Consider the following 25289-nt stretch of genomic DNA (forward strand, 5'->3'; position numbering starts at 1 on the left):
GCCGATGGACAATCGATGTCCGGAAGGAACGGAGCCGTTATGATCGTGAAAGAGATGACCAGCAAGGACTGCGCCGACGTCCTGTCGCGCGGGCACATTGCCCACCTTGCCTGCGCCAAGGACAATCGGCCGTATGTCGTGCCGATCCAGTATGCTTTTGAATCTCCCAGTCTCTACGGTTTTTCGATGCCCGGACAGAAAATCGACTGGTTGAGAGCCAACCCGCAGGTCTGCGTTCAGGTTGGCGAGATCAAGGACAATGAGGAGTGGCGAAGCGTTGTCGTCGAGGGCAGCTATGAAGAACTCCCCGACAACCCGCAATGGCACGACGAACGGATTCACGCCTGGTCCCTGCTGGAAAAACGGGCGAACTGGTGGGAGCCGGGCGCCTTGAAGCCGGGCACGGCTGTTGCCGGCGAAAAGGCGATTGCGCCGGTCTTCTTCACCATCCACATCGACAGCATCACCGGCAGGCAGTCAACCGCCCGCGATAGTTGAGAGGACAAATGGCTGCCGGAACATGCCTTAAGCTGCTTCCGGCAGACGCGCGGTGAAGGTTGCATGTGCGATCGACACGGCCGTCCCTGTATCGCCAGATGTCGTCTCGATCTGCGCGCCCAGCTGCTTGACCAGCGCCTGCACGATGGCCGTGCCCAAGCCTCCGCCTGACTTGACGTTGGGCACTATAGTCTTGCCGACGCCATTGTCGGAAACGACAAGCTTCCAGTCACTGCCGTTCACCTCGTAGGACACATCGATGGACGCCCCGGAGTTGGGGACAGGAAAAGCATACTTGATCGCGTTGATGACCAGTTCGGTGACGATGAGACCGAGGCTGACCGCCTGATCGGAGCCGATCCGGCCGTCTTCGGCCGACACCTTGATGTCGATCGGCTGGCTCCCGCCCGTCATCGAGGATGCCAGGCTGCCGCAGAGCTTCGACAGGTAGGAACCGACCTCGATCTGGTCGATGCCGCCGGTCACATGAAGGTGGCGCTGCACCTCGGCGACCGACATCACCCGTTGATGCGCATCCTGCAGATCGCGGCGCGTCTCCTCCGACGTCACCGCACGGGCCTTCAGCAGCAGGATGCTGGCAATGATCTGCAGGCTGTTGGCAACGCGGTGCTGCATTTCCTGAAGCAGGACGCCTTTCTGGAGCAGCAGCTCCTGGGTGCGTTCATGCAGGACTTCCTTCTCGCGCTCGACCGCCCGCCGGGCGCTGATGTCGGTGAAGGCGAGCAGGATCGTCGCGTCGGAGCCCTCGCCGTAGACCACCTGCCGCGCGTTCAGCAGCATGTTCCTGCGGCCGAGGCCGGGGAAATCGTGCTCGACCTCGAAACCGTCCATGGCGGCCTGTGCCGGAATGATCGTTTCCAGGAGCAGACGCAGTGCGGGTATGTCCCACTGGCCATCGCCGAGCGTGTAGAGCAACCGGCCATAGGTATCCTCGGCATTCACCTTGAACGTCTCGTAGAAGGATCGGCTGGCGGCCAGCACATGGAAGCGCTTGTCGAGGACGAGAAGCGGATCGTGAATCGTGTTGACGATCGCCTGGGCCAGCCTTTGCGCGTCTTCGAGATTCTGAAAATTGATCATATGGTCGTGCCTGTTCCGGACTTGCAGGCCGCACTTCAGTCAAGACAGCGCCGCATCCAACCAATTCCTACACGCTATTTTCAAAGGAGTCGCCTCTCATCTCGAACCGCCGCAAAACATACGCGCTAAAATTGCACTGATGGTTTGCGGCGGCGATAGTTTTTTGGATCAGGCGGCGAAGCGCTTGATCACGTCCGTCAGTGGGACCTGGCCCAGGCAGGCACCCGATCCGGCCGGCTTTTCACCATCCTCGATGGCCAAGGCGTATTGCACCACCGATTCGGCCTCGATCCGGCGGCGCAGGGCGGCGAGCCTGGGATAGGCATTGCCGTCGACGGCCTCGTGGAACTCCGCCCAACGGGCCACACCGATGAGTGTGGTATCCGCCAATGTGAGGCGGTCGCCAACGAGGAAGGGCGTGTCGCCGATCAGCGCTTCGAGCTGTGCGTGGCGCAGTGCTACGGACGCGCGGCCGAAATCGCGCAAAACCGCGAGTGTTTCGGGTTTTGCCGTTTCCATTTCGAAGGCCGCCCAGAGCGGCGTGAAGGCGGCGGTGAAGCCGGTGTTCACGAAGGCCATCAGCTGATGCATCCGATCCGCCTCCGGCGAGCGGCGATCGAAGCTGATGCGGCGGGTCGTATCGCGCGCTTCCAGCCATGCGGCGATCGCCATGGTTTCGGTCAGCACCCGGCCCTCATCGGTGATCAGCACCGGCGTTTCCTGACGGCCGTTGAGCCGGGCATAGGTGTCGTTCTTCATCTCGGTGAGCATATCGACGCGGCAGAGGCGGTAGGGCTGGCCGACATGTTCGAACGCAGCGACGAGCCCCATCGAGCTTCCGGACGGGAAGCCGTAAAGGAGGATAGGTTCCATTTTTCGTATCTCTTTTGTTGTTGAGGTCACGCTGCGCAGCGATGGTTGACCCTACCCTCTGGCGGCCCCATGTAAATTACGCACTATTTTGTAACCAGGACCCGCCTCATGAAAGACGTCGTCTCCAACTGCCCGATCGAAGAAGTCATGCGTGTACTGAGCGGCCGCTGGCCGACGCTGCTGCTCTACTATCTGAAGGACGGCACGAAACGGTTCAGCGATCTGCAGCGCGACAACCCGACACTATCGCACCGCATGCTGGCGCTGGAACTGCGCAAGCTGGAGGTCGCGGGTATCATCCGGCGCACGGCCTATCCCGGATATCCGCTCCGCGTCGACTACGATCTCACAGCATCGGGCCTCAAGCTCGTGCCGCTGATCGATGCGCTCGGTGGCTGGTGGGAAGACAGAGCCGGCGATCACGTCGATCCGGCAAAAGCAAAGATCCAGAAACGACTCGTCGACGCCGCCTGATCCGGATCGTCCTGCGGCACAGGTTCTCATTCGAAGAGCCAGGCCCCAACGAAGTGAATCTTTCGTTTTTTCCTGTCGAAACCCGCATTTTCGGGGTTCCGCTCCCCCTCACATTTCCCTATAAGCCGCTTCTAGCCTGAAAAGACCAAGCATGCGCGCCCCGACCGGTGATTTCCCACCCTGGCCGGTTTTTCGCGCAGCCTGAAAAGCGGATAGAGACCATGCCAAAGCGCCAAGACATTAAATCGATCCTCATCATCGGTGCGGGACCGATCGTCATCGGCCAGGCCTGCGAGTTCGACTATTCCGGCACACAAGCGTGCAAGGCGCTGAAGGAAGAGGGTTACCGGGTCATCCTGGTCAACTCCAACCCCGCCACGATCATGACCGACCCCGACATGGCGGATGCGACCTATGTCGAGCCGATCACCCCGGAAGTGGTCGCCAAGATCATCGCCAAGGAACGCCCCGACGCGCTGCTCCCGACGATGGGCGGCCAGACCGCGCTGAACACTGCCCTTTCCCTCAAGAGGATGGGCGTACTCGACCGCTACAATGTCGAGATGATCGGCGCCAAGCCGGAAGCCATCGACATGGCGGAAGACCGGGCGCTGTTTCGCGAAGCCATGTCGCGCATCGGACTGGAAACCCCGAAGTCGCTGCTCGCCAACGCCACCGAGATCAAGGACATCGACCGCAAGCTGCATGTCGCCGAGCGCGACAAGCTGAAGGCCTCCCTCTCGGGCGCGGCCCTCGACAAAGCACTGGACGATCTGGAAAACACCTGGAACCTCGGCGAAACCGACCGCAAGCAGCGCTACATGAGCCATGCCATGGCGATCGGCGCGCAGGCGCTCGACACCATTGGTCTTCCCGCCATCATCCGCCCTTCCTTCACCATGGGCGGCACCGGCGGCGGCATTGCCTATAACCGCTCGGAATTCTTCGAGATCATCGGTTCCGGCCTCGACGCCTCGCCGACGACCGAAGTGCTGATCGAGGAATCGGTGCTCGGCTGGAAGGAATACGAGATGGAAGTGGTCCGTGACACGGCGGACAACTGCATCATCATCTGCTCGATCGAGAACATCGATCCGATGGGCGTGCACACCGGCGATAGTATCACGGTTGCTCCTGCCCTGACGCTGAGCGACAAAGAATACCAGATCATGCGCAACGCCTCGATCGCGGTCCTGCGCGAGATCGGCGTCGAGACCGGCGGCTCCAACGTGCAGTTCGCCGTCAACCCGAAGGACGGCCGTCTGGTCGTCATCGAGATGAACCCGCGCGTGTCGCGCTCGTCGGCGCTGGCCTCGAAGGCCACCGGCTTCCCGATCGCCAAGATCGCCGCCAAGCTGGCCGTCGGCTACACGCTCGACGAACTCGACAACGACATTACCGGCGGCGCGACGCCTGCCTCGTTCGAACCGTCCATTGATTACGTGGTGACCAAGATCCCGCGTTTCGCCTTCGAAAAGTTCCCCGGCGCCGGCACGACGTTGACGACGGCAATGAAGTCGGTCGGCGAAGTCATGGCGATTGGCCGTACCTTTGCCGAATCGCTGCAGAAGGCGCTGCGCGGGCTTGAAACGGGCCTCACCGGTCTCGACGAAATCGAGATCCCCGGGCTGGAAGAAACCGGCGACAACCACAACGCCATCCGCGCCGCCATCGGCACGCCGACGCCGGACCGGCTGCGCATGGTCGCCCAGGCACTGCGCATGGGCATGTCTGAGGCCGACGTACATGACGGATCGAAGATCGACCCGTGGTTCATCGCGCAGTTCAAGGCAATCGTCGACATGGAAGCCCGCGTGCGCGAACACGGCCTGCCGGATGACGCCGAAAACCTGCGCATGCTGAAGGCGATGGGCTTTTCCGATGCGCGGCTTGCGACACTGTCGAAGAGCCGCCCGAAGGAAGTCGCCGAACTGCGCAACCGGTTGAATGTGCGTCCGGTCTACAAGCGCATCGACACCTGCGCCGCTGAATTCGCCTCGCCGACGGCCTATATGTACTCGACCTACGAGACGCCGTTCGATGGCGCTGCACGCTCCGAAGCGCAGATTTCCGACCGCAAGAAGGTCGTTATCCTCGGCGGCGGCCCAAACCGCATCGGCCAGGGCATCGAGTTCGACTATTGCTGCTGCCATGCCGCCTTCGCCCTGAAGGATGCCGGCTATGAGGCGATCATGGTCAACTGCAACCCGGAAACGGTTTCGACAGACTACGACACCTCAGACCGCCTCTATTTCGAGCCGCTGACGGCCGAAGACGTCATCGAAATCCTCCGCGCCGAACAGGAAAACGGGATCTTACACGGCGTCATCGTCCAGTTCGGCGGTCAGACGCCGCTGAAGCTGGCCGAAGCGCTGGAAAAGAACGGCATCCCGATCCTCGGCACCGCACCCGATATGATCGATCTGGCCGAAGACCGCGACCGGTTCCAGAAGCTGCTGATGAAGCTCGACCTCAACCAGCCCAACAACGGCATCGCCTATTCGGTCGAGCAGGCCCGCCTCGTCGCATCGGAAATCGGCTTCCCGCTGGTCGTGCGCCCGTCCTATGTCTTGGGTGGCCGCGCCATGCAGATCATCCATTCGGAATCAATGCTGCAGACCTATCTGCTCGATACGGTTCCGGGTCTCGTTCCGGAAGACATCAAGCAGCGGTATCCGAACGACAAGACCGGCCAGATCAACACGCTGCTCGGCAAGAACCCGCTGCTGTTCGACTCGTACCTGACCAATGCCGTCGAGGTCGACGTCGACGCGCTCTCCGATGGGGAGACCGTCTTCGTCTCCGGCATCATGGAGCATATCGAGGAAGCCGGCATTCACTCGGGCGACTCAGCCTGCTCGCTGCCGGTCTACACGCTCTCCGACGAGATCGTCGACGAACTGGAGCGCCAGACCAAGGCGATGGCCAAGGCGCTGAAGGTCGGCGGCCTGATGAACGTGCAATATGCCATCAAGGACGGCACGATCTACGTTCTCGAAGTCAACCCGCGCGCCTCGCGCACCGTGCCCTTTGTCGCCAAGACCATCGGCGCGCCGATCGCCAAGATCGCCGCCCGCATCATGGCGGGCGAAAAGCTCGATGACGCGATTGCCGCCTATGGCAAGAAGCCGGACCCGCGCAATCTCAACCACATCGCGGTCAAGGAAGCCGTCTTCCCGTTCGCCCGCTTCCCCGGCGTCGATATCCTGCTCGGCCCGGAAATGCGCTCGACCGGCGAAGTCATTGGCCTCGACACCGATTTTGCGCTGGCCTTTGCCAAGGCCCAGCTCGGCGCCGGCGTCGACCTGCCGCGCGAAGGCACGGTGTTCGTGTCGGTGCGCGACGAGGACAAGGAACGGGTCCTGCCCGCCATCCGTCACCTGACCGAGATCGGCTTCAAGGTGCTGGCAACCGGCGGCACCGCCCGCTTCCTCGGTGAAAACGGCATCACCGCCACCAAGATCAACAAGGTGCAGGAAGGCCGTCCGCATATCGAGGACGCCATCCGCAACCGCCAGGTCCATCTGGTCATCAACACGACGGACAGCTCCAAGGCGATCTCGGACTCAAAATCGCTGCGCCGGGCGACGCTGATGCAGAAGGTGCCGTACTACACGACGATGGCAGGCGCCGAAGCGGCGGCACGGGCGATCAAGGCACTGAAGGCCGGAAGCCTCGAAGTCCGGACGTTGCAGAGTTATTTCCAGGATTGACGGTTTCAAGCGGCGCCCGAGAGGGCGCCGCTTCTGCATCATACGCTCTCAGAATTTGGCCTCGATGCGGGCCAGTCTTGCCGTCATCATCCCAAAGAAAACCGACGCGGCGGCAATCACGCATCCGGTGCCGAAAACCAGCAGCATCGCATTGCGCATCGTCTCTACCGATGCGGCCTCGCCAAACCCCATGACGTTGGCCACGAGCCCGAAGACGGCGGCGCCGATGGCGTAGCCCGCCGATTGCAGCGTCGGCAGCATGGCCGATGTCCTGTCGCGCTCGGCATCTGTGGACACATCCATCAGCAACTGGCTGAGCGTGCCCCATGACGTGCCGAAACCGGCGCCGATCGCGGCCTGCCCCGGCAGGATAAGCCAGAGCGCGCCGGTGCCGATCGCCGTCATGACGGCGACAAGCCCCGCCAGAAGCAGCACCGGCCCCGCCAGCATGATGCGGTTGCGCAATGTCAGCGACCGGACGCTGGCAACGCCTATCGCAGTGACGCTCCAGGAGATTGCCATGACGGCACTGAGCGCGCCGGCCGCGGTCGGCCCGAGTTTCCAGAGATGCTGCAGGCTGTAGACGAGAAAGACCGATCCGGCCGCCTGAGCCAGCGGCATCAGCAGGATCACCCACAGCCCCGTTCCCAGCGCCTTGCGGACGGTGAAGGCAGCCCTCGGCAGAACGGGGTTGCCCGAACGGCGATCGAGGTAAACGACGGTCGCAAGCACCGAGGTGGCACCGATCAGCAGCGACGCCATGGACACGGTGCCGCCAGCAATGCCCGAAAGGGAAATCATCAGGATGCCAGCACCCGCTGCGGCCAACCGCGCGAACGGAATGGCCGATGTCGGTCCCGAACCGGACACGCCGCGCGGCACGATGGCGACCACGAGGATGATGAAGATGATGGCCGCCGGGATGCTGACGAAGAAGGCGGCCCGCCAGGAGAAATGCTCGGTCAGGCCACCGGCGACCAGCGGTCCGGAAAAGGCGGCCATGGCCCAGACGATCGCTTCCGCACCGAACACTTTCGGCACCAGCCGCGAGGGGAAAAGCTCAGGAATCAGCGCATAGCAAAGCGCTGCGACGATGCCCTCGCCCGCCCCCTGAAGCAGCCGCCCGGCAAGCACCTGTGTCATGTCGGTTGCAAATGTTGCCAGCACAGTGCCGGCGACAAAGACGATCGCCGCAGAGAGCAGCGTGTTGCGTGCGCCGAACCGCTGCTTGAGATTGGCCGCGACCAGACCGCCGATAATGGCGAAGACGAGATAAAGAGTGAAGGCCCAGGACAAAAGGGCGGCGCCGCCAAGATCCTCGACCGCCGTCGGCAGGGCCGTGGAGATGAAGAACTCGTTGAAAGCGAACAGGGCGACGCCGAGGCAAAGTGTTACCGTCGAAACAAGGTAACGCGGCCGCAGCAGCTCGCCCCATCCGGCCGAAGTCTCCACGGCGCTGCCAGTCATTTTCTCGTCCATATAGGGGATATTGTCAGTCGTCATGCTTCCGTCTCCAGTAGGGAAGCACGACTGTTACAACCTCAAGTGCTGTTGAGGTAAAGCGCTATTTTGCGGACGGCGGAATTTTCTTCGGGAGGCCGAAATCCGGAAAGCCGACCGAAGCGCTGTTTTGCCGCCTCGCGGTTCCGTCGGGGGCATCACGCCGGTTCATGCCCTAGCGAGCGGAAATCCATTGCGCCGACAGCATATCCCCGGTCAGATGCGCGGCGCGGCATTTTTCGCATCGGTCTTGACATCCCATTCCGACTGGAACTTCGGTCTCGGCTTGTCCTGCAGGATAAGCCTGTCATGCTCAATCGCTCTCGTCGGAATAGCGTTGCGGTCGATCGCACCTTCAAGGGTCATTGCCAGGTCACGCGCGAAAACGCGGTTGCCGATATGCCATGAATGCGTCCACGAACCGATCACCTTTGCCGTCTTCGGGTTGAGCGTGTTGAAGTAGGCGCCACAATCGACATTGATGGCCTTCGCATTGACGATTGCGGGCAGACCGACGCGCCCCACACGAGGCGACACACCGAGTCTTTTGGCATTGGATACGGCAAGGACAGCATCGAAAGGATTGGAATAATTGGTCAACCGCATGATCCTGCGGAACATCGGCTGTGCCCATTCGCTCGATAATGTCAGGCTGTCGGAAGACACGTCGCCACCGATAAAGGCAACCTGCCCCACGCGCCAGTCGCTCTTGAACAGATCGCCGCGCTTCTCGGCCTGCGCGAACGCCTCCATGATCACGTAGGCGCCCGTCGAATGTCCCATGACGTGGACATTCGTTTCGCAGCCGGCATCCTGGCCCTTCTTCAGCAGAACGATGCCTTTCGCTACGAGTTCGGCAGCCACGCCGGCACCGTCCGAGCGATCCTCCCAATAGTTCAGGGTCTGGTTGTTGCTCGGCCAATCGAAGGCGACGATTTCGCCGTGCCAACCTTCTGCAACCATGTCTGCGCGCAGTTGCCGCATGCGGTCGAGGATAATGGGAATGTCGTTGTTATAGCCGTGAACGAAAATCAGGACATCGCCCTTGGGGCCGATGGAGTTTGGATTTTCGTCACCATCCGCCAGTCCCTGAACCTCGGCGGCCCAATCGTTTGGGCTCGATATGACATGTCTCGCATCATAGGATTGGACCGATGCCGGTACTTTGAGAAACCGCACGGGGCCGGGTTCATCGGTGAATTTCTCCCCGACACGCCTGCGCGCGGTGAAGATGTAATCGTTGGGCATAACCATCGCTCCCAAGGGTCAAAAAGAATTCCATGTCAAACCCGGGAATATCAATGCGAAAGGCCGCAAAACACAACCTGGAATTTCAAAATATTAGAAAAATGAAATTTATTTCTACATAATTCCGAACACGCTTAATGCATTCGAAGCCCGCAAATATTACAAGGGAAATTCATGCCCTGATCGAACACATGGAAAAGTCACCAAAACCATCGGCGCGTTTATCGCGCGGATTGGGACGCTCATGTTCGTCATCCCTCATGCCTGCCTCAATCGAATAATCTGGCTTTTGGACTCCGCTTTCTGCTATAAGCATTGTTCAAATGTTTCTCACGGTTCCGGGGTTAGCGCTCCGGTGACCGTTTTCTTTTGTGCTAAGCCTGCCTGAAGCGGGCAAAGCATGGACTATGAAGGACAGTGAAATGGTCGAAAAAGTACCGATGACTCAGAGCGGATTTGCCAAGCTGCAGGAAGAACTGCGCTGGCGCCAGCAGGAAGAACGCCCGCGGATCATCGAAGCAATTTCCGAAGCACGCGCCCATGGCGACCTCTCGGAAAACGCGGAATATCACGCGGCCAAGGAAGCCCAGAGCCACAACGAAGGCCGCATCGGCGAAGTCGAGGATTACGTTGCGCGCGCCGAAGTCATCGACCTGTCGAAGATGTCCGGCTCGAAGATCAAGTTCGGCGCCACCGTCAAGCTGATCGACGAAGACACCGAGGAGAACAAGACCTACCAGATCGTCGGCGACCAGGAAGCCGACGTGAAGCAGGGTCGCATCTCCATTTCCTCGCCGATCGCCCGTGCGCTGATCGGCAAGGAGGTCGGCGATTCGATCGAAGTCGTCGCCCCCGGCGGCTCGAAGGCCTACGAGATCCTCGCGATCAACTGGGGCTGATCCCCGGCATGTCCATTTAAAAGCCCGGACGGCGCATAAAGCTGCCTCCGGGCTTTTTCTGTTAGACGACGAAAAGGGTTGCAAAGCGTGGAAGACATCAGCGACGTCGAGATCATCGCGCCGAACTTCAAGCGCCGCCTTTCCGGCGTCACCTCCACCATCATCCAGCTTGTTCCCGTGCAGCGCGCGCTCGGCCAGAAGGTTGCGACCCTCGGGCCCGGCCTGCCGGAAGCTTTGCCCCACATCGGCTATGGCGCTCTTTTGAAACTCTGGGCCCGGCCCAGGGGCCGGCGCTTGCGCGTCTGGCATGCCCGCCGCAATGTCGAGATGCTGCCGGCGGTTTTTCTGCGCGATGTGCTGCGGATGAGGCTGAAGATCGTCTTCACCTCCGCCTCGCAGCGCAAGCATTCCGGCTGGACCAAATTCCTTGTCCGGCGCATGGACGCAGTGATCGCCACCAGCAACCGTACCGCCGCCTATCTGGACGTGCCGAGTACCACCATCATGCATGGGATCGATACGCAGCGCTTCTTTCCGGCCACAGACAAGGCCGCCGCCAAGACAGTGCTCGGCCTGCCGGCGGACAGGAAGATCGCCGGCTGCTTCGGCCGGGTGCGCCACCAGAAGGGCACCGACCTCTTCGTGGACAGCATGATCAGCCTTTTGCCCCAGAGGCCCGACTGGATCGCCATCATCGCCGGCCGTGCGACGCCGGCCCATGTTGCGTTCGAAAATGACCTGAAGGACAAGGTCAAACGGGCCGGTCTCGCCGACCGCATCCTGTTCGTCGGCGAACACACCAACATCCCGGAATGGTATCGCGCGCTCGACCTGTTCATCGCGCCGCAGCGCTGGGAGGGTTTCGGCCTCACCCCGCTTGAGGCGATGGCGACGCAGGTGCCGGTCGTGGCGACCGATGTCGGCGCCTTTTCCGAACTGCTGTCAACGGGCAAGGACGAGACCGGCATCCTGATACCGGCCAACGAACTGGCCGCCATGACGGATGCCGCCGCTCTGCTCATGGACGATCCGCAGCGGGCAAGACTGGCGGGCGAGCGCGGCCTTGCCCGCGCGATCGAGAGTTTCAGCATCCGCGGTGAAGCGTCGAGCATCGGCGCGGTCTATGAACGGCTGCTGAGCGGCGCTTAAGGCTTGCGCTTGAACAGTTCGATATAGGCGTTGGCGACGGCCTCTTCGGAAAACTGGCCAACCAGCGTCTCGTGCCCGCCCAGCGCGACACGATCCGCCAGTTGCTTGTCATTGATCAGCCGTTCGATCGCCCTGCTGAAACCATCGGTATCGCCGATATCGGCGAGCAGGCCATTCTCTCCATCGCGCATGAACCAGGTCGGACCTTCGGAACGGCTGGAAACGACCGGTTTGCCTTGTGCCCAAGCTTCAAGGATGACATTCCCGAGCGGCTCATGGCTCGACGGCATGACGAAGATATCGGCGGCGGCCACGTAGGGCCGCGTGTCCTTCTGCCAGCCGAGGAAGCGGACCCGGTCGATGACACCCAGATCGGCGGCCAGCTTGCGGACATTCTCCATCTCCTCGCCGTCACCCGCAATCCAGAGATAGACGCCAGGCAGCTTGGCCACAGCCTCGGTCAGCAGAGCAAAGCCTTTGCGCGGCACGAAACGCCCCATCGACATGACGACGGGCGCATCTTCTGGCGTGTTCAAGCTCTTGCGGTCAACCGGCGTGACGCGCTCGGCGTTGGTGAAGTTGGAGATGACCTCGACGCCGCGCGTCCAGCCGAGACTGCGCACATGATCGGCAATGCCCGGCGTGTTGCAGACGATCACGTCGGTGTTCTTGAAATAGTGCAGCCGGGTGGGATAATCGCCGAGCCGCGAGATCTTGATGCAACCCTTGTAGTCCGGCATCAGTTCGCTCGCCCGCGGCGCCCACGCCATCAGCGCATCCGGTTTGCTGCTCGTCGCCATCCGCAGGACTTTCCTGGGCAGCAGGACCCGATCAAGCGACAGATTGCGGAAATTGCTCTCCGTCACGCCAACAGCATTGTTGATATCCCGTCGCCAGACGCGATTGGGGCGAATGACCGCCGTTTGGTCTATGCCGCGACGCGACAGCGCATTGACGAGATGGACGAAAAAACGTTCCGCCCCGCCGTCCTTGCCAAAATGAAAATGCGAAACCTTCATCGGGAGGCAGATCCGCGTTGGAAGAGGTCGATGTAAGCAGCACTGATCGCATCCTCGGAAAAGCGCTGGCGCAACGTCGCCTGTCCGCCATCGCTGAGGCGCTGGCGGAGAGCTGGATCTGCCCGCAATCTTTCTATCGCGGCTGTCAGACCTGCGGCATCGGCGCAATCGACCATCAGCGCATCGACGTCATCCGTCATCACCCATGAAGGACCTTCAGCGCGTGCTGCGATGGTCGGCTTTCCGGCGCCCCACCCCTCGAAACAGACATTGCCGAGCGGTTCGTGCAGCGACGTGACGGCAAAGGCATCGGCGGCGGCAAGATAGCCATAGGCGTTGGTTTTCCACCCCGGGAACCGCACACGGTCGGAAATGCCCAGATCGGTGACCAGCTTGACCAGGTTGTCGCGCTCTGGCCCGTCACCGAGCAGCCAGAGATAGGCATTAGGGACATTGGCAATCGCCCGGATCAGGTAGTCAAAACCCTTGCGCGGGACAAAACGGCCCATTCCGGCAACCACGAAAGCGTCGTCGGGGGTTTGCAACTCGCTGCGCTGAACGGCATCAACGGGCTTTGCCCGAGTGAAATTGGCAATCACCTCGATGTCGCGCGACCAGCCCATCTTCCGCACCTTGTCGGCCATATCGGGCGTTATGCAAACAAGGGTCTGGACATTCTTGTAGTAGTCGAGATGTTCGGGATAATCCCCAAGGCGCGACAGGCGAAACGCGTCGTCCCACCGCGGCATGAAGCGGCTCGCCCGCAATTGCCAGGCCATGATGACATCGGGCCGAAACTCGCGGAGCACGCTCTTCATTCTGGCCTGCAGAAGAAATCGGGACAGTGAGACGCGACGGAAAACACCTTCGTAGACAGTCCCGCACGCCTCGATATCCTTGCGCCAACTGCGATCCGGGCGGATCAGCATGCGCTGCTCGACACCGCGATCGTGAAGGGCATTGACCAGGTTGACAAAGAAGCGCTCGGCGCCGCCGTCCTTGCCGAAGTGATAGTGCATAACCTTCATGACGTCCTCATTTGCCGCGTCGCGCGCGCTCCATGTCGTCGAAATTCGGCTTCCGCCGCAGCGCATGCCGCTGGTAGATCTTGGCCGCCGTCAGGAAGGCGTAGACACCGCCGGTCGCAGCCTCGATGAAACCGGGAAAGCCGCAGCGCCAGAGACCGTTGCGGAAATAAAGCCGCAGGAAATAGAGCGGCGGGCTGAACAGCATCTTGTAGGGACGTGGCGGTTTTCCGGCCGCAAACTGCTGGTCGGCCTTCAGCGTCGAATACTTGTTTTCCTTGAGGATCTGCTCATCGATGATCAGCGGGCGGTAGTGCAACAGGCTGCCGGTCGCCGCCGCCTCGACCTTGCCGTCCGGCACGATGCCCTCATGGACCTTCTGGGCAAGATCGTAGGCGCCCCTGCCCTTGCGGATCAGCCGCAGGTTCTTGCGCTCGCGCACCGTGTCCGGCGTGTAGCCATAGCCGATCAGATAGGGCCGGCGGGCAACGCGCCAGCCGACGGTTTCCGCGGGCGCTCCGATCAGCGACGGCAGCAAGGCCTGCAACGGTTCGTCCAGCCGCTCGTCGGCATCGATGTTCAGGCACCAGGGCTGGCTGCACTGATCGAGCGCGAACTGTTTCTGGCCCGCATAACCACGCCAGGGCTCGAACAGGAAACGGATCGGCCAGCCCTTGTCGGTATAGGATTGCACCAGCGCAGCCGTGCCATCTGTCGAACCGGAATCGACGACGACGATTTCGGCGCAGCTCTCCAGGCTCTCGATGCAATTGCCGAGATAGGCTTCTTCATTCAGGCAGATGATGAAGGCGGAGAGCGGGAGTTTTGATGGCATGGAAGGGGCTTTTCAGGCTGCGCGGGAAAAATGGGAGGTTTTCCGGTTGCTGCTGCGCATGACGTAGCCGCGCGCGTTCAGGCTGGCGATAAGCGTTGAAATGGCAGCGTCGCCAACGATGTGCGGATGCAATTCGACGATGATATGGGTGATGTTCTTCAGATCGACATCGCCGAGGAGATCGATCTCGGCCCCTTCGACATCCATGATCAATGCGGACGGATCATGCTTTGCCAGAACATCGCTGAGCGCTTCGCTTTCCACGACGATCTGCTTGTCGTCACGCTTGCGGTCATAGAGGCTGGACGAGATGATGTTGTCACTCTTGAAGAAGGTGATCGGCGCGCCATCGACGGTCACAGCCCGCATGGTCAGGTTCGGCGTCATGCCGTTGAGCGCGAAATTCCGCCGGATCGTCGGCTCGAGCTCCGGGTTGGCCTCGTAGCAGAAGACATTGCTTTCGCCGCAGATACGCGCTGCAACAAGACTGACGAAGCCGATGCCTGTGCCGATCTCCAGCGTGCGCATGCCGGGCTTCAGGATCTTGCCGATCAAGTCGCGTTCGGTGTCTTCATAAATCTCGCGAAAGATCAGCTCGCGGACGTTTTCCGGGATGTGACCGACTGTCGTATCAATCGCAACACCGCCAAGGCGGACGGTGCGCACGTTGAACATGTACCTGAAGCTTTTGCGCAGCGACCGCAGCAATCTTTTCAAAACACCTGATCCTATCGTGATAAGCGGAGACACCTGCGCGGCAGTAGAAAGCAGGACGCCTAGATCTCTATAAGAGAAACATCTTTGACCTGCCGGATGGTCAACATCGTTCGCACGGTATCCACATTCTCCGCAGCCGTGAGCTCTTCAATAACGAAATCCTGAAAGCCCGCAAGGTTTTCAGCCACGCATTGCAGGAGAAAATCGGATTCGCCGGAGACCATCCACGCCTCGCGCACCAGCGGCCAATTGGCGGTCTGCTTGGCAAACGCCTTGAGGTTGGCATCGGACTGATGCTTGAGGCCGACCATGCAGAAGGCAACCAGATCATAGCCGAGCGCCGGTGCATTCAGGAGGGCGCGATAGCCGCGGATGATACCGGCCTCCTCCAGCTTGCGCACGCGGCGCAGACACGGCGGCGCCGATATACCGACACGTTCGGCTAGTTCGACATTGGTCATCCGCCCGTCATTCTGGAGTTCGCGCAGAATTTTCATATCGATAGCATCAAGTTCGACGCGCATCACCATGGTTGAGCTTCCCGCTTTTCTTGCCGGTCCACCTTCTGTGGGACCTTTTATTGCTATTGCCCGCGATACTTCAAAAGCCGCGCCGGGCTGCCAACATAAATTCCATAAGGCTCCGTCCTGCCTTTAACCACCGCATTTGCACCGATGACACAGCCCTTGGATATATGGGAGCCACCCAATACCTTCGCGCCGGCACCGATCCAGACATCGTCCTCGATAACGATCGGTTTGGCGATGACACCCTGCATGGTAATGGGTTTGGCAACATCGTCATAACGATGGTCGAACGAAACGATCACGACATGGGCGGCGATCCGGACGTCGTTGCCGATCCTGATCCCTCCAAGACCATAAAGGATACTATAGGGATTGATCGACACGTTCGAGCCGATCTCGATGTTGCCCTTCTGGGCATCGATGAAACCGCCCCGGTGTATCTTGAACCTGTCGCCGATCACCACACGCCCGCGATAGGCGTCGATGAACGCGCCCCACCGGATCTGAGCCTTCCGGCCGACACGCAAATGTCCCGGCAGCAGTAATCCGCGGAAAAGACAGAAGTAATGGGAAATCGATCCTATGCGCATGGCGCCTCTAAGTCTCCACGCGGCGATCGGCCGACCAGACCGGCCGCATGAAGCCGCGCTCGATCAATTGCTCCGGCGATGAATATTTCAGGGTGCCATCATAAACGAAATCGAGATCGCCGCTGGCCTCGACCGTATCGAGGATGCGCTGGTACTCGCGCGCACCGCCGAAATACTGCTTGTCGGCTACCGCAGCCCGTGTCTTCTCGTGATAATCGGCGAAGAACTTGAAATGCAGCAGCACGCCGCAGATAGGCGAGAAATTGCGATCGAAGGGCAGCGGCTGATGGATGCTGATGCCAAAGCTGCATTCGTCGTCCCAGTATATCAGCGGGTACTTCATCATTTCGGCTTCCGCGGCAAATTTGCGGCGGCGCGGACCGCCGGCAAGGCTGAGAAAGCGCTTGGTCTTCTCGATGACGTAGCCGGTGCCGTCGATGCAGTCGGCAATCTCCCAGGGCATGGCCTCCGTCGCACCGTCGAAGGCAAAGGCACTGACGCTGCCGCCGGGATACATGTCGATCATCGGGGCTGCGAAACGCCTCACGCCCAGACTTTCCAGCCTGGCAATCAGATCAGGCAACGGCTTTTCGAAGCAGCGGTCGTAGACGAGATATTCGTCCGCGTCGATATTGAGATACCAGCGGTTCTTGCCGTAACGAGCAAACAGCGCCTCGCGCCAGAGCTTTCCGCGCCGGGCTTCGCCGTAGCGCACGGAGGACGTCCAGACGTCGACGTCGGGCTGGGCGCACAGCAATTCACGGGTTCCATCATCGGACCGGTCGTCGACGCAGATGAATCGGGTAACGCCGAGCGCGCGATAATGGGCAAGCAGTGAGCGTATGAATTTGAGATCGTTATGTGCCAGGAAAAGCAACGGCACGTCGCGATCCTGAAGCGGTCGGAAGGTGCCCGGTGACAAAGGCGACAATGGCGCTGTTTCGGTCCTGTTCCTAAGCCGGGCTGCGACACGACGGCTATCGAGCCATGTCCGGAATCTGTGAAACAGCGTACGACCGTAATCGAAATCGTCCGGATTTTCCAACGGGTATGAGGATTGCCGTTTTTTCACTGCCAGTTCGATCCCGATCGGCCATTGTCACAAGGCTCGTCGGTAACACGTATTCGGATGGAAAAACGAGGGCGTCTTCGTGTGTCATGCACAAAAACCTCACGAAACCGGGGCAATGGAGCAACACATCTGTGTGTATCAACAGCGCCGCCCTTGAAACAGGGCTGCGAGAATCCCTAAACTAGATAGGATTTTCTCACCATTTGACGAAGCCGGACGCTGCTATACCGTCCCGGCCATCGAAGGACCCGGACCATGACTGCCCGACACACCAAAGTTCTCATCATCGGCTCCGGCCCGGCAGGCTACACCGCCGCGATCTATTCGGCGCGCGCCATGCTCAATCCGGTTTTGATCGCCGGCATGGAACAGGGTGGCCAGTTGATGATCACCACCGATGTCGAGAATTATCCGGGCTATGCCGATCCGGTCCAAGGTCCCTGGATGATGGAGCAGATGCTGAAGCAGGCAACTCATGTCGGCGCCGAGATCGTCAACGACCTCGTGACCGATGTCGATGTCTCGGTGCGGCCGTTCAGGCTCAAGACCGACAGCGGTACCGACTGGACGGCCGATGTGCTGATCATCGCCACCGGCGCCAAGGCGAAATGGCTGGGCATCGACAGCGAGCCGACCTTCATGGGCTTCGGCGTTTCTGCCTGCGCCACCTGCGACGGCTTCTTCTATCGCAACAAGAACGTGATCGTGGTCGGCGGCGGCAATTCGGCTGTCGAGGAAGCACTCTATCTGTCGAACCTGGCAAAGACCGTGACCGTCGTACATCGCCGCGATCATTTCCGCGCCGAAAAAATCCTGCAGGAACGGCTGTTCGCCAAGGCAAACGTCGAGATCCTCTGGGATCACGAGGTGACGGAATATACCGGCGCTGCCGCCAAGCCGCCGATGCCGGCCTCCGTCAGCGGCGTCAAGCTGCGCAACACCAAGACGGGTGCTTTAAGCGAGATGCCGATCGACGGCGTGTTCGTGGCGATCGGCCATGCGCCTGCGGTCGAGCTCTTCAAGGACAAGTTGAGGCTGAAGCCGAACGGCTACCTCTGGACAGCTCCCGATTCGACTGCCACTGATGTTGCAGGCGTCTACGCGGCGGGCGACGTGACGGACGATATCTACCGTCAGGCGATCACGGCTGCGGGAATGGGCTGCATGGCAGCGCTCGAGGCAGAAAAATACCTGGCGGGCCACATGCCTGTCGCAATTGCGGCCGAATAGAAGCCGCGAATGATGGGAGCGGTCAAAGGCCGCTCCTGAGTGGGAACAGACCAATCAGCCTTATGGCGGGGAACAACGAGGCCGTTTTCCGCCACAAGTACCTATGGGGGACGGCATGCCGCTAGACTGGGACAAACTGCGTATTTTCCATGCGGCGGCGGAAGCGGGATCGTTCACCCATGCGGCCGACAAACTGCACCTTTCGCAATCGGCCATCAGCCGGCAGGTCAGCTCGCTCGAGCAGGATGTCGGCATCAAGCTGTTCCACCGCCACGCCCGTGGCCTGATCCTCACCGAACAGGGCGAAATCCTCTACCGGACCGCCCACGAAGTGCTGATGAAGCTCGAAGGCGTCAAGGTCCAGCTGACGGAGAACACCGACAAGCCCACCGGCAAGCTGCGCATCACCACGACCGTCGGCCTCGGCCAGGGCTGGCTCACCGACAAGGTGCAGGAATTCCTGTCGCTCTATCCCGACATGCAGGTCCAGCTGATCCTCGACAACGAGGAACTGGACGTCAACATGCGCCACGCGGACTGCGCCATCCGGCTGCGCCAGCCGCAGCAGTCCGATCTCATCCAGCGCAAGCTCTTCACCGTGCACATGCATGTCTATGCCGCTCCCTCCTACATCAACAAGTACGGAGAGCCGCAGTCGATCGAGGATCTCGACAACCACCGCATCATCACCTTCGGCGAGCCGGCCCCCAACTATCTGCTCGACGTCAACTGGCTGGAGATCGCCGGACGCGATTCGGACAATCCCCGCCCCTCGCATCTGCAGATCAACAGCCAGACATCGATCAAGCGCGCCTGCCTGCTCGGCATCGGCATCGCCATGATGCCCGACTATATCGTCGGTCGCGATCCCGGCCTCATTCAACTGCCGATCGGTGCCGATATTCCGTCCTTCGATACTTATTTCTGCTATCCGGACGAGATGAAGAACGCCGCCAAGCTGAAAGTCTTCCGCGATTTCATCGTCGCCAAGGCACGCAACTGGAACTTCTGATGCGGCCTTCGCAGCTGCACAAAAAATGCTCTCTATATTCCGACTAGACAAACTGCTGTTTTAATTTGTGTTTTTCCAATACGCTCATTCCGTGCAAGTGGCTCACGCGGGAAATCGCCTCAAAAATACGCAGAGCTGCGCTCAGCACATGGCTGTCATGCATATTAAATGATTGCGAATAGCCCAAAAAACCATCATACCGACTGCAGCTGATGCATCTTGGTGGCTTTTTTCCTCCCAGTGCCACCGCAGCAGCTGTTCCCCTCTGGAGGTTTAAATACCTTCATAACTATAAAGGGCCCAAGTTTTTCTTGTGGCCCTCTTTTTTTGCCCTGATTTCAAGCACATCCTTAAAGTTGCAATTTTTCTTGGCCCCCAGCATTGAAATCTGCGCAGCACTTTCCCATATCCCTTCAAGCTGATGCACATGGTGGTCTTCTTCCTCCCAGTGCCACCGCAGCAGCTGTTCCCCTCTGGAGGTTTTTAACCTTCACATCTCAAAAAGGGCCCTGACCTCCAGTGGCCCTCTTTTTTTGCCCAGAATTTCGCGGTCCAGCCCAATCACCTCCTGAACACTCCTCACAAAGACGTGACTTGAATATCGGCATATCCCGATCTACGTATCGGTATATCGGGATTTAACGATACAGAGACGATCGATGGACAGGGACGAAATCTTGAAAGCACTGGCGCATCCCAAGCGCATCGAGATGCTTGGCTGGATGAAGGAGCCGGAGGCGCATTTTTCCGACCAGCACCATCCACTCGACATGGGCATCTGCGCCAGCCAGTTCGAGCGCTGCGGCCTGTCGCAATCGACCGTTTCCGGTCATCTGTCGATCCTGCAGCGAGCAGACCTCGTTACCACCAAACGTGTCGGTCAGTGGATTTTCTACAAGCGGAACGAAGAAACAATCGAGACGTTCCTGAAAGACATCGGCAACACGCTCTGACGGGCAGGCTGACCCCAGGTTTTATCCTCTCAAGACAATAACACCCGTAACGAACGAAAAGGACTTCCCATGACTTCCCTCTTCGACCCGATCAAGATCGGCGACATCGAACTTGCCAACCGTATCGTGATGGCGCCTTTGACCCGCAACCGCTCGCCGGGCGCCGTGCCGAACACGCTCAACGTCACCTATTACGAGCAGCGCGCCACCGCCGGCCTGCTGATCACCGAAGCAACCGCGATCACCCATCAGGGCCAGGGCTATGCCGACGTTCCGGGCCTCTATACCAAGGAAGCGCTTGACGGCTGGAGCAAGGTGACGGACGCCGTGCACAAGGCCGGCGGCAAGATCGTCGTGCAGATGTGGCATGTCGGCCGGATCTCCCACACCTCGCTGCAGCCGAACGGCGGCAAGCCGGTGTCTGCCTCCGCCATTCAGGCGAAGTCGAAGACCTATCTGATCAACGAAGACGGCACCGGCACATTCGCAGAGACTTCCGAGCCGCGCGCGCTCGAACTCTCCGAAATCCCGGGTATCCTCGAAGACTATCACAAGGCGGCCCGCGCAGCCATCGATGCCGGGTTCGACGGCGTCGAGATCCATGCGGCAAACGGCTACCTGATCGACCAGTTCCTGCGTTCGGGCTCGAACGTGCGCACCGACGCATATGGCGGCCCGATCGAAAATCGCGCCCGCTTCCTGTTTGAGGTCGTCGACGTCATCGCCAGGGAAATCGGCGAGGGCCGCACGGGCATCCGCATTTCGCCGGTAACGCCGGCCAACGATAGCTCCGATCCGGATGCGCAGACGCTGTTCACCTATGTCGTCGAGGGCCTCGCCAAGTACAAGCTGTCCTACATCCACGTCATCGAGGGTGCGACCGGCGGCCCGCGCGATTTCCAGCAGGGCGACAAGCCTTTCGACTACAAGGCGCTGCGCCAGGCCTATGAAAAGGCCGGCGGCGAAGCGGCCTGGATGACCAATAACGGCTACGACCGCGAACTCGCCATCCAGTCCGTCGCTGAGGGCAAGACCGACCTCGTCGCCTTCGGCAAGCCGTTCATCGCCAATCCGGACCTGGTGCAGCGCCTGAAGGACAATGCGCCACTCAACACGCCGGATCAGGCCACGTTCTACGGCGGCGGTGCCAAGGGTTATACGGATTACCCGGTACTCGAGCAGCAGGTCGCTTGATAATCCACCCTCCCCTTGAGGGGGAGGGTCGGCACGCGGTGCCGGGGTGGGGTGACCTCTTGCGCCAAACTCGTGCACCGCATGCCTCGCGGGGTGACGCTTATTGCCTCTTCTCCCCTGCGGGGAGAAGAGGAAGCGAACCACCGTTTCTCCAACCTTGAAAATCTTCAAGCGAAGGGCCTGCAATGTTTGACCCTTACATCAAGGCATGGGGACTCACGCCCGACGGCGCGCCGGTCGTCACCCACTCCAGCCGCCTCCTCCCCGTCCGCTGGCAGGGCCTGCCCGCCATGCTGAAGGTAGCGACCATCGCTGAGGAAACGCGCGGCGGCTTGCTGATGCAGTGGTGGGACGGCGAAGGTGCTGCCAAGGTCTATGCCCGTGACGGTGAGGCGATCCTGCTGGAACGGGCTGAAGGCAAGCGCTCGCTGCTGTTCATGGCGATGAATGGCGAAGATGACGCGGCAAGCCGGATCATCTGCAGGACCGTTCAAACCCTTCACAGGCCGCCTGCCAAACCCTATCCCGAGCTTGTCCCCCTCGACATCCGGTTCCGCGCGCTGGAAGCGGCGGCTTCCGCCCACGGCGGCATGTTTGGCAACTCGAACGCTGTCGCAAAAGCGCTGCTTGCCATGCCCCAGGAGATCGGCGTCCTGCACGGCGATATCCACCACGGCAATATCCTCGATTTCGAAGACCGGGGCTGGCTGGCGATCGACCCGAAGGGATTGTTCGGCGAACGCGGCTATGACTATGCCAACCTGTTCTGCAATCCGGACCCGGCGGCGGCGAAGGACCCGGCAAGACTGCGCCGCCAGCTGCCCATCGTCGTACGGGAATCAGGCCTTGCGCCGGAGCGGTTATTGCGCTGGATCCTCGCCTATGCGGGACTTTCCGCCGCGTGGTCGCTTGAGGATGGCGACGACCCGGCACCGGCTCTTCATGTCGCGGAAATTGCCGCCGCGGAGCTTGCCAGCGGTACTTGGCCTGTTTCGGGCAAGGGATGATTTACCGGCTGTACAACGGTGCTGCCGCGGCATAGAGCTTCGGCAAACTGCTGGAGACACCTGATGCACCTGCGCGACGCCGAGGAGACCGACCTGCCCGCCATTCGCGACATCTACAATGATGCCGTGCTGAACACGACGGCGATCTGGAACGACACACAGGTCGATCTTGCAAACCGTGCCAATTGGCTGGCTGATCGCAAGCGTCTCGGCTATCCGGTGCTGGTGGCCGTTGCCGACGATGGCACGATCGCCGGCTATGCCTCCTTCGGCGACTGGAGAGCCTTTGACGGCTACCGCCACACGGTCGAGCATTCGGTTTATGTCGAGAAGAACCAGCGCGGCGGCGGCATCGGCAGGTTGCTGATGCTGGCCCTGATCGAGCGCGCGGCGGCCTGCGGCAAACATGTGATGGTGGCGGGCATCGAGGCCAGCAACGAAGCATCGATCCGGCTGCACGAAAAGCTCGGCTTCAAGATCACCGGCCAGATGAAGGAGGTCGGCACCAAGTTCGACCGCTGGCTGGACCTGACCTTCATGCAGCTGACCTTGCCGGAATAGGCATAAGCCGCCTCCCGAAACCACCGCATCGGTGCTATCAAGGGCCATCGAGATGTTTGGCGGATGGTCGCTCTGCGGATGAAACACGAAGGACAGCGGCACGATCGGGCGTGGCTGACGGCGCTGTTTGCCGTTACACTGGCTAGCGGCACGTTCCCAAGCCCCAGCATCGCCCTAGCCCAGCCGGAATGGCGCGCACCGCCGTGTCTGTATTCCGCCGAAACGGCCGGCACGACACTCTGCGTCCGTGCCCGCAGCTTCAGCCGCGATATCTGCACCGCCCTTGGCCATTTCGCCGAAACCAACGCCCTGCCGCCCGATTTCTTCGCACGGCTGATCTGGAAGGAAAGCCTGTTCCGGCCGGATGCCGTCAGCCCCAAAGGAGCCGAGGGCATCGCGCAGTTCATTCCGTCAACCGCGAAGCTGCGCGGGCTCTCCAACAGCTTCGATGCGCTGGAAGCGCTGGGGAAATCGGCGGAATATCTCGATGCGTTGCGCGACCGCTTCGGCAATCTCGGCCTTGCCGCGGCCGCCTACAATGCCGGAGAAGGCGGTCTTGGCACATTTCTGGCGACCGGCAACCTGCCTTACGAGACCCGTGCCTATGTGCTCGCCATCACCGCCCACCCGGTGGAGGAATGGAAGGACAATCCACCGGCCTCGCTCGACCTGCGGCTCGACAAGGACAAGTCATTCTATGACGCCTGCACAGCCCTTGCCGGCAAACGGCGCCTGAAGGAGGTGGAATTCGAGGAAGAAGGCACATGGGCACCGTGGGGAGCGCAACTTTCGGCGCATTTCCAGAAATCCGTGGCGGAGCGGCTGTTCCTTGCCACCGTCAGCCGCATGCCCTCACCGCTCAATAGCGAAAAGCCGCTGATCCAGCGGGAGCGCAACAGAGCTTTCGGTACCCGGCTGCGCTACACCGCCCGCATCGGCCGCCAGACGCGGGCCGAGGCCGATGCGGTGTGCACTGAAATCCGCAAGGGTGGCGGCGCCTGCATCGTTTTCAAGAACTAAGCATTATCCCGCGACCTCGACCGCTTCGCCTTGACGCGGCGCCGGCAGAGCCCGTTGCGGCAGCGCCGCTTCCGGCGGCAGGCAGCCGAGATCGGCAAGCGACGCCCGCACGGCCGCGTCGATCGGCGTCCACGGTTCGGCCCCGATGGCGGCGATCAACCTGTCGTTCGGCATGCGCAAAGGCTCCTGCCAGACATAGCGCATCTCCCGCAGTTCCTTCAGCAGCGGCACGAAGGGCGAGACGAACGGCATCATCCACCAGGGAAACGCCTTGACCTTCATATCCGGGTTGCCACTGGCGCGGCGGATCGCGGCAACCATCCGTGTACCGTCCTCATCCCAGAAACCCTGCATGTGATAGACGGCGAACGGCGCCAGCGTTTTGCGGCGATCGACCAGCCGCGCCATCGTTTCGGCGACGTCAGGCAGATAGGCCCATTGATGGCCGGTACCCTTCCTGCCGGGATAGGTGACGGTGGCGACCGGCTTTCCGGGCGTGACAAGTCCCTGGGAGAACCAGCTGTTGGCAGCGCCCGGACCAAAGAAATCCCCTGCCCTGACGACGATGACCCGAACGCCATCCTGCGATGCTCTTTCCAGGCGGCGTTCCAGCTCGGCGCGGATCTTTCCCTTTGCCGTGACCGGGTTTTGCGGCGATTTTTCATGCAGCAGCGGGAAGGCGTCGGGACCGAAATTGTAGATCGTGCCGGGCAGAAGCACCGTGGCGCCGACAGCCTTGGCCGCCGCGATCGTGTTGTCGATCATCGGCAGGACCAGCGTGCCCCAGTTGCGATAGCCGGCCGGGTTGACGGCGTGAACGATCAGGCTTGCGTCTCGTGCCGCGGCAAGCACATCGCCGGCGTTCATTGCGTCGCCCTGCACCCATTCGAAGTCCGGGCTTTTCGGGGCGACTTTGGCGGCGTCGCGATGCAGGGCGCGGATCGCCCAGCCGCGTGCCTTGAGGGTTCGGGCAACCGCGCTGCCGATGCCGCCGGTGGCGCCAAGGATGAGGGCTGTCTGTCTTGTTTCGCCGGTCATGTCTGATCTCCGTGTTCGATGGAGATCATCCTGA

24 protein-coding genes are annotated in these 25289 nt (G+C 60.8%); 12 read left to right on the plus strand and 12 right to left on the minus strand.

Translation table 11 applies throughout. The features are described from left to right. The first annotated feature begins 39 nt into the window (after positions 1-39). Complete coding sequence (locus tag J2Z75_RS22390) at positions 40-498, plus strand: pyridoxamine 5'-phosphate oxidase family protein (RefSeq protein ID WP_209855000.1); 459 nt, start codon at positions 40-42, stop codon at positions 496-498. Positions 499-525: 27 nt separating this feature from the next. On the opposite strand, the gene J2Z75_RS22395 is transcribed toward J2Z75_RS22390, so the two are convergent. After that, positions 526-1599 carry a sensor histidine kinase gene (locus tag J2Z75_RS22395; RefSeq protein ID WP_209855001.1) on the minus strand — a complete coding sequence of 358 codons (1074 nt, stop codon included), beginning with the start codon at positions 1597-1599 and terminating at the stop codon, positions 526-528. Positions 1600-1767: 168 nt separating this feature from the next. Further along, complete coding sequence (locus J2Z75_RS22400; protein ID WP_209855002.1) at positions 1768-2472, minus strand: glutathione S-transferase family protein; 705 nt, start codon at positions 2470-2472, stop codon at positions 1768-1770. A 108-nt stretch (positions 2473-2580) separates the two neighbouring features. Between J2Z75_RS22400 and J2Z75_RS22405 the strand changes: the two genes are divergently transcribed. Beyond that, positions 2581-2946: a winged helix-turn-helix transcriptional regulator gene (locus J2Z75_RS22405; protein ID WP_209855003.1), complete on the plus strand. Its 366-nt coding sequence runs from the start codon at positions 2581-2583 to the stop codon at positions 2944-2946. Between the two features lie 221 nt (positions 2947-3167). Beyond that, entirely contained in the window at positions 3168-6659 is a 3492-nt protein-coding gene (carB, locus tag J2Z75_RS22410; RefSeq protein WP_209855004.1) for a carbamoyl-phosphate synthase large subunit, read from the plus strand. A gap of 48 nt (positions 6660-6707) precedes the next feature. Here carB and J2Z75_RS22415 read toward each other — a convergent pair whose 3' ends face one another. Together J2Z75_RS22415 and J2Z75_RS22420 are read right to left on the minus strand one after the other, a co-directional pair. Then, positions 6708-8138 (minus strand): MFS transporter, encoded by a 1431-nt coding sequence (locus J2Z75_RS22415; RefSeq protein WP_407692806.1) that lies wholly within the window; start codon positions 8136-8138, stop codon positions 6708-6710. Positions 8139-8375: 237 nt separating this feature from the next. Continuing rightward, positions 8376-9407: an alpha/beta fold hydrolase gene (locus tag J2Z75_RS22420; RefSeq protein WP_209855006.1), complete on the minus strand. Its 1032-nt coding sequence runs from the start codon at positions 9405-9407 to the stop codon at positions 8376-8378. 422 nt (positions 9408-9829) lie between these two features. Here J2Z75_RS22420 and greA point away from each other — a divergent pair, with 422 nt between their 5' ends. Both greA and J2Z75_RS22430 read left to right on the plus strand, forming a co-directional pair. Beyond that, the gene (gene greA, locus J2Z75_RS22425) at positions 9830-10306 is read left to right on the plus strand and encodes a transcription elongation factor GreA (RefSeq protein ID WP_037098620.1); all 477 of its coding nucleotides are present in this window, start codon (positions 9830-9832) and stop codon (positions 10304-10306) included. Positions 10307-10393: 87 nt separating this feature from the next. Further along, positions 10394-11455 carry a glycosyltransferase family 4 protein gene (locus J2Z75_RS22430; protein ID WP_209855007.1) on the plus strand — a complete coding sequence of 354 codons (1062 nt, stop codon included), beginning with the start codon at positions 10394-10396 and terminating at the stop codon, positions 11453-11455. On the opposite strand, the gene J2Z75_RS22435 is transcribed toward J2Z75_RS22430, so the two are convergent. The 7 genes from J2Z75_RS22435 to J2Z75_RS22465 are packed head-to-tail and all read right to left on the minus strand — an operon-like array spanning position 11452 to position 17177. Further along, positions 11452-12474, minus strand: a complete 1023-nt coding sequence (locus J2Z75_RS22435) for a glycosyltransferase (RefSeq protein WP_209855008.1) — start codon at positions 12472-12474, stop codon at positions 11452-11454. The genes J2Z75_RS22430 and J2Z75_RS22435 overlap by 4 nt on opposite strands. Then, on the minus strand, positions 12471-13502 hold the full coding sequence (locus J2Z75_RS22440) for a glycosyltransferase (protein ID WP_209855009.1): 1032 nt from the start codon (positions 13500-13502) through the stop codon (positions 12471-12473). The genes J2Z75_RS22435 and J2Z75_RS22440 overlap by 4 nt, the downstream gene beginning before the upstream one ends. Before the next feature lie 7 nt (positions 13503-13509). Beyond that, entirely contained in the window at positions 13510-14334 is an 825-nt protein-coding gene (locus J2Z75_RS22445) for a glycosyltransferase family 2 protein (RefSeq protein WP_209855010.1), read from the minus strand. Between the two features lie 12 nt (positions 14335-14346). Continuing rightward, a complete protein-coding gene (locus J2Z75_RS22450; protein ID WP_209855011.1) occupies positions 14347-15051 on the minus strand; it encodes an FkbM family methyltransferase in 705 nt (234 codons plus the stop codon). Between the two features lie 59 nt (positions 15052-15110). Continuing rightward, positions 15111-15581 carry an Lrp/AsnC family transcriptional regulator gene (locus J2Z75_RS22455; RefSeq protein WP_209855012.1) on the minus strand — a complete coding sequence of 157 codons (471 nt, stop codon included), beginning with the start codon at positions 15579-15581 and terminating at the stop codon, positions 15111-15113. 53 nt (positions 15582-15634) lie between these two features. Then, complete coding sequence (locus J2Z75_RS22460) at positions 15635-16168, minus strand: acyltransferase (RefSeq protein WP_209855013.1); 534 nt, start codon at positions 16166-16168, stop codon at positions 15635-15637. 7 nt (positions 16169-16175) lie between these two features. After that, a complete protein-coding gene (locus J2Z75_RS22465; protein WP_407692807.1) occupies positions 16176-17177 on the minus strand; it encodes a glycosyltransferase family 2 protein in 1002 nt (333 codons plus the stop codon). Positions 17178-17495: 318 nt separating this feature from the next. Here J2Z75_RS22465 and trxB point away from each other — a divergent pair, with 318 nt between their 5' ends. From trxB to J2Z75_RS22500, 7 genes are all read left to right on the plus strand, one after another. Next, positions 17496-18470 (plus strand): thioredoxin-disulfide reductase, encoded by a 975-nt coding sequence (trxB, locus tag J2Z75_RS22470; RefSeq protein WP_209855015.1) that lies wholly within the window; start codon positions 17496-17498, stop codon positions 18468-18470. A 115-nt stretch (positions 18471-18585) separates the two neighbouring features. Next, positions 18586-19482 (plus strand): LysR family transcriptional regulator VtlR, encoded by an 897-nt coding sequence (locus tag J2Z75_RS22475; protein ID WP_209855016.1) that lies wholly within the window; start codon positions 18586-18588, stop codon positions 19480-19482. Between the two features lie 659 nt (positions 19483-20141). Next, on the plus strand, positions 20142-20435 hold the full coding sequence (locus J2Z75_RS22480) for an ArsR/SmtB family transcription factor (protein ID WP_209855017.1): 294 nt from the start codon (positions 20142-20144) through the stop codon (positions 20433-20435). 69 nt (positions 20436-20504) lie between these two features. Then, complete coding sequence (locus J2Z75_RS22485) at positions 20505-21629, plus strand: alkene reductase (protein WP_209855018.1); 1125 nt, start codon at positions 20505-20507, stop codon at positions 21627-21629. A gap of 185 nt (positions 21630-21814) precedes the next feature. Beyond that, complete coding sequence (locus J2Z75_RS22490; RefSeq protein WP_209855019.1) at positions 21815-22636, plus strand: aminoglycoside phosphotransferase family protein; 822 nt, start codon at positions 21815-21817, stop codon at positions 22634-22636. Between the two features lie 63 nt (positions 22637-22699). Further along, positions 22700-23197, plus strand: coding sequence for a GNAT family N-acetyltransferase (locus tag J2Z75_RS22495; protein WP_209855020.1), 498 nt, complete (start codon positions 22700-22702; stop codon positions 23195-23197). Between the two features lie 78 nt (positions 23198-23275). After that, positions 23276-24217, plus strand: coding sequence for a lytic transglycosylase domain-containing protein (locus J2Z75_RS22500; protein WP_234937510.1), 942 nt, complete (start codon positions 23276-23278; stop codon positions 24215-24217). Positions 24218-24220: 3 nt separating this feature from the next. On the opposite strand, the gene J2Z75_RS22505 is transcribed toward J2Z75_RS22500, so the two are convergent. After that, on the minus strand, positions 24221-25255 hold the full coding sequence (locus tag J2Z75_RS22505) for an NAD(P)H-binding protein (RefSeq protein ID WP_209855022.1): 1035 nt from the start codon (positions 25253-25255) through the stop codon (positions 24221-24223). Positions 25256-25289: the final 34 nt, after the last annotated feature.

It is taken from the genome of Rhizobium herbae, from assembly GCF_017873135.1.
GTDB classification, from domain to species: domain Bacteria; phylum Pseudomonadota; class Alphaproteobacteria; order Rhizobiales; family Rhizobiaceae; genus Pararhizobium; species Pararhizobium herbae.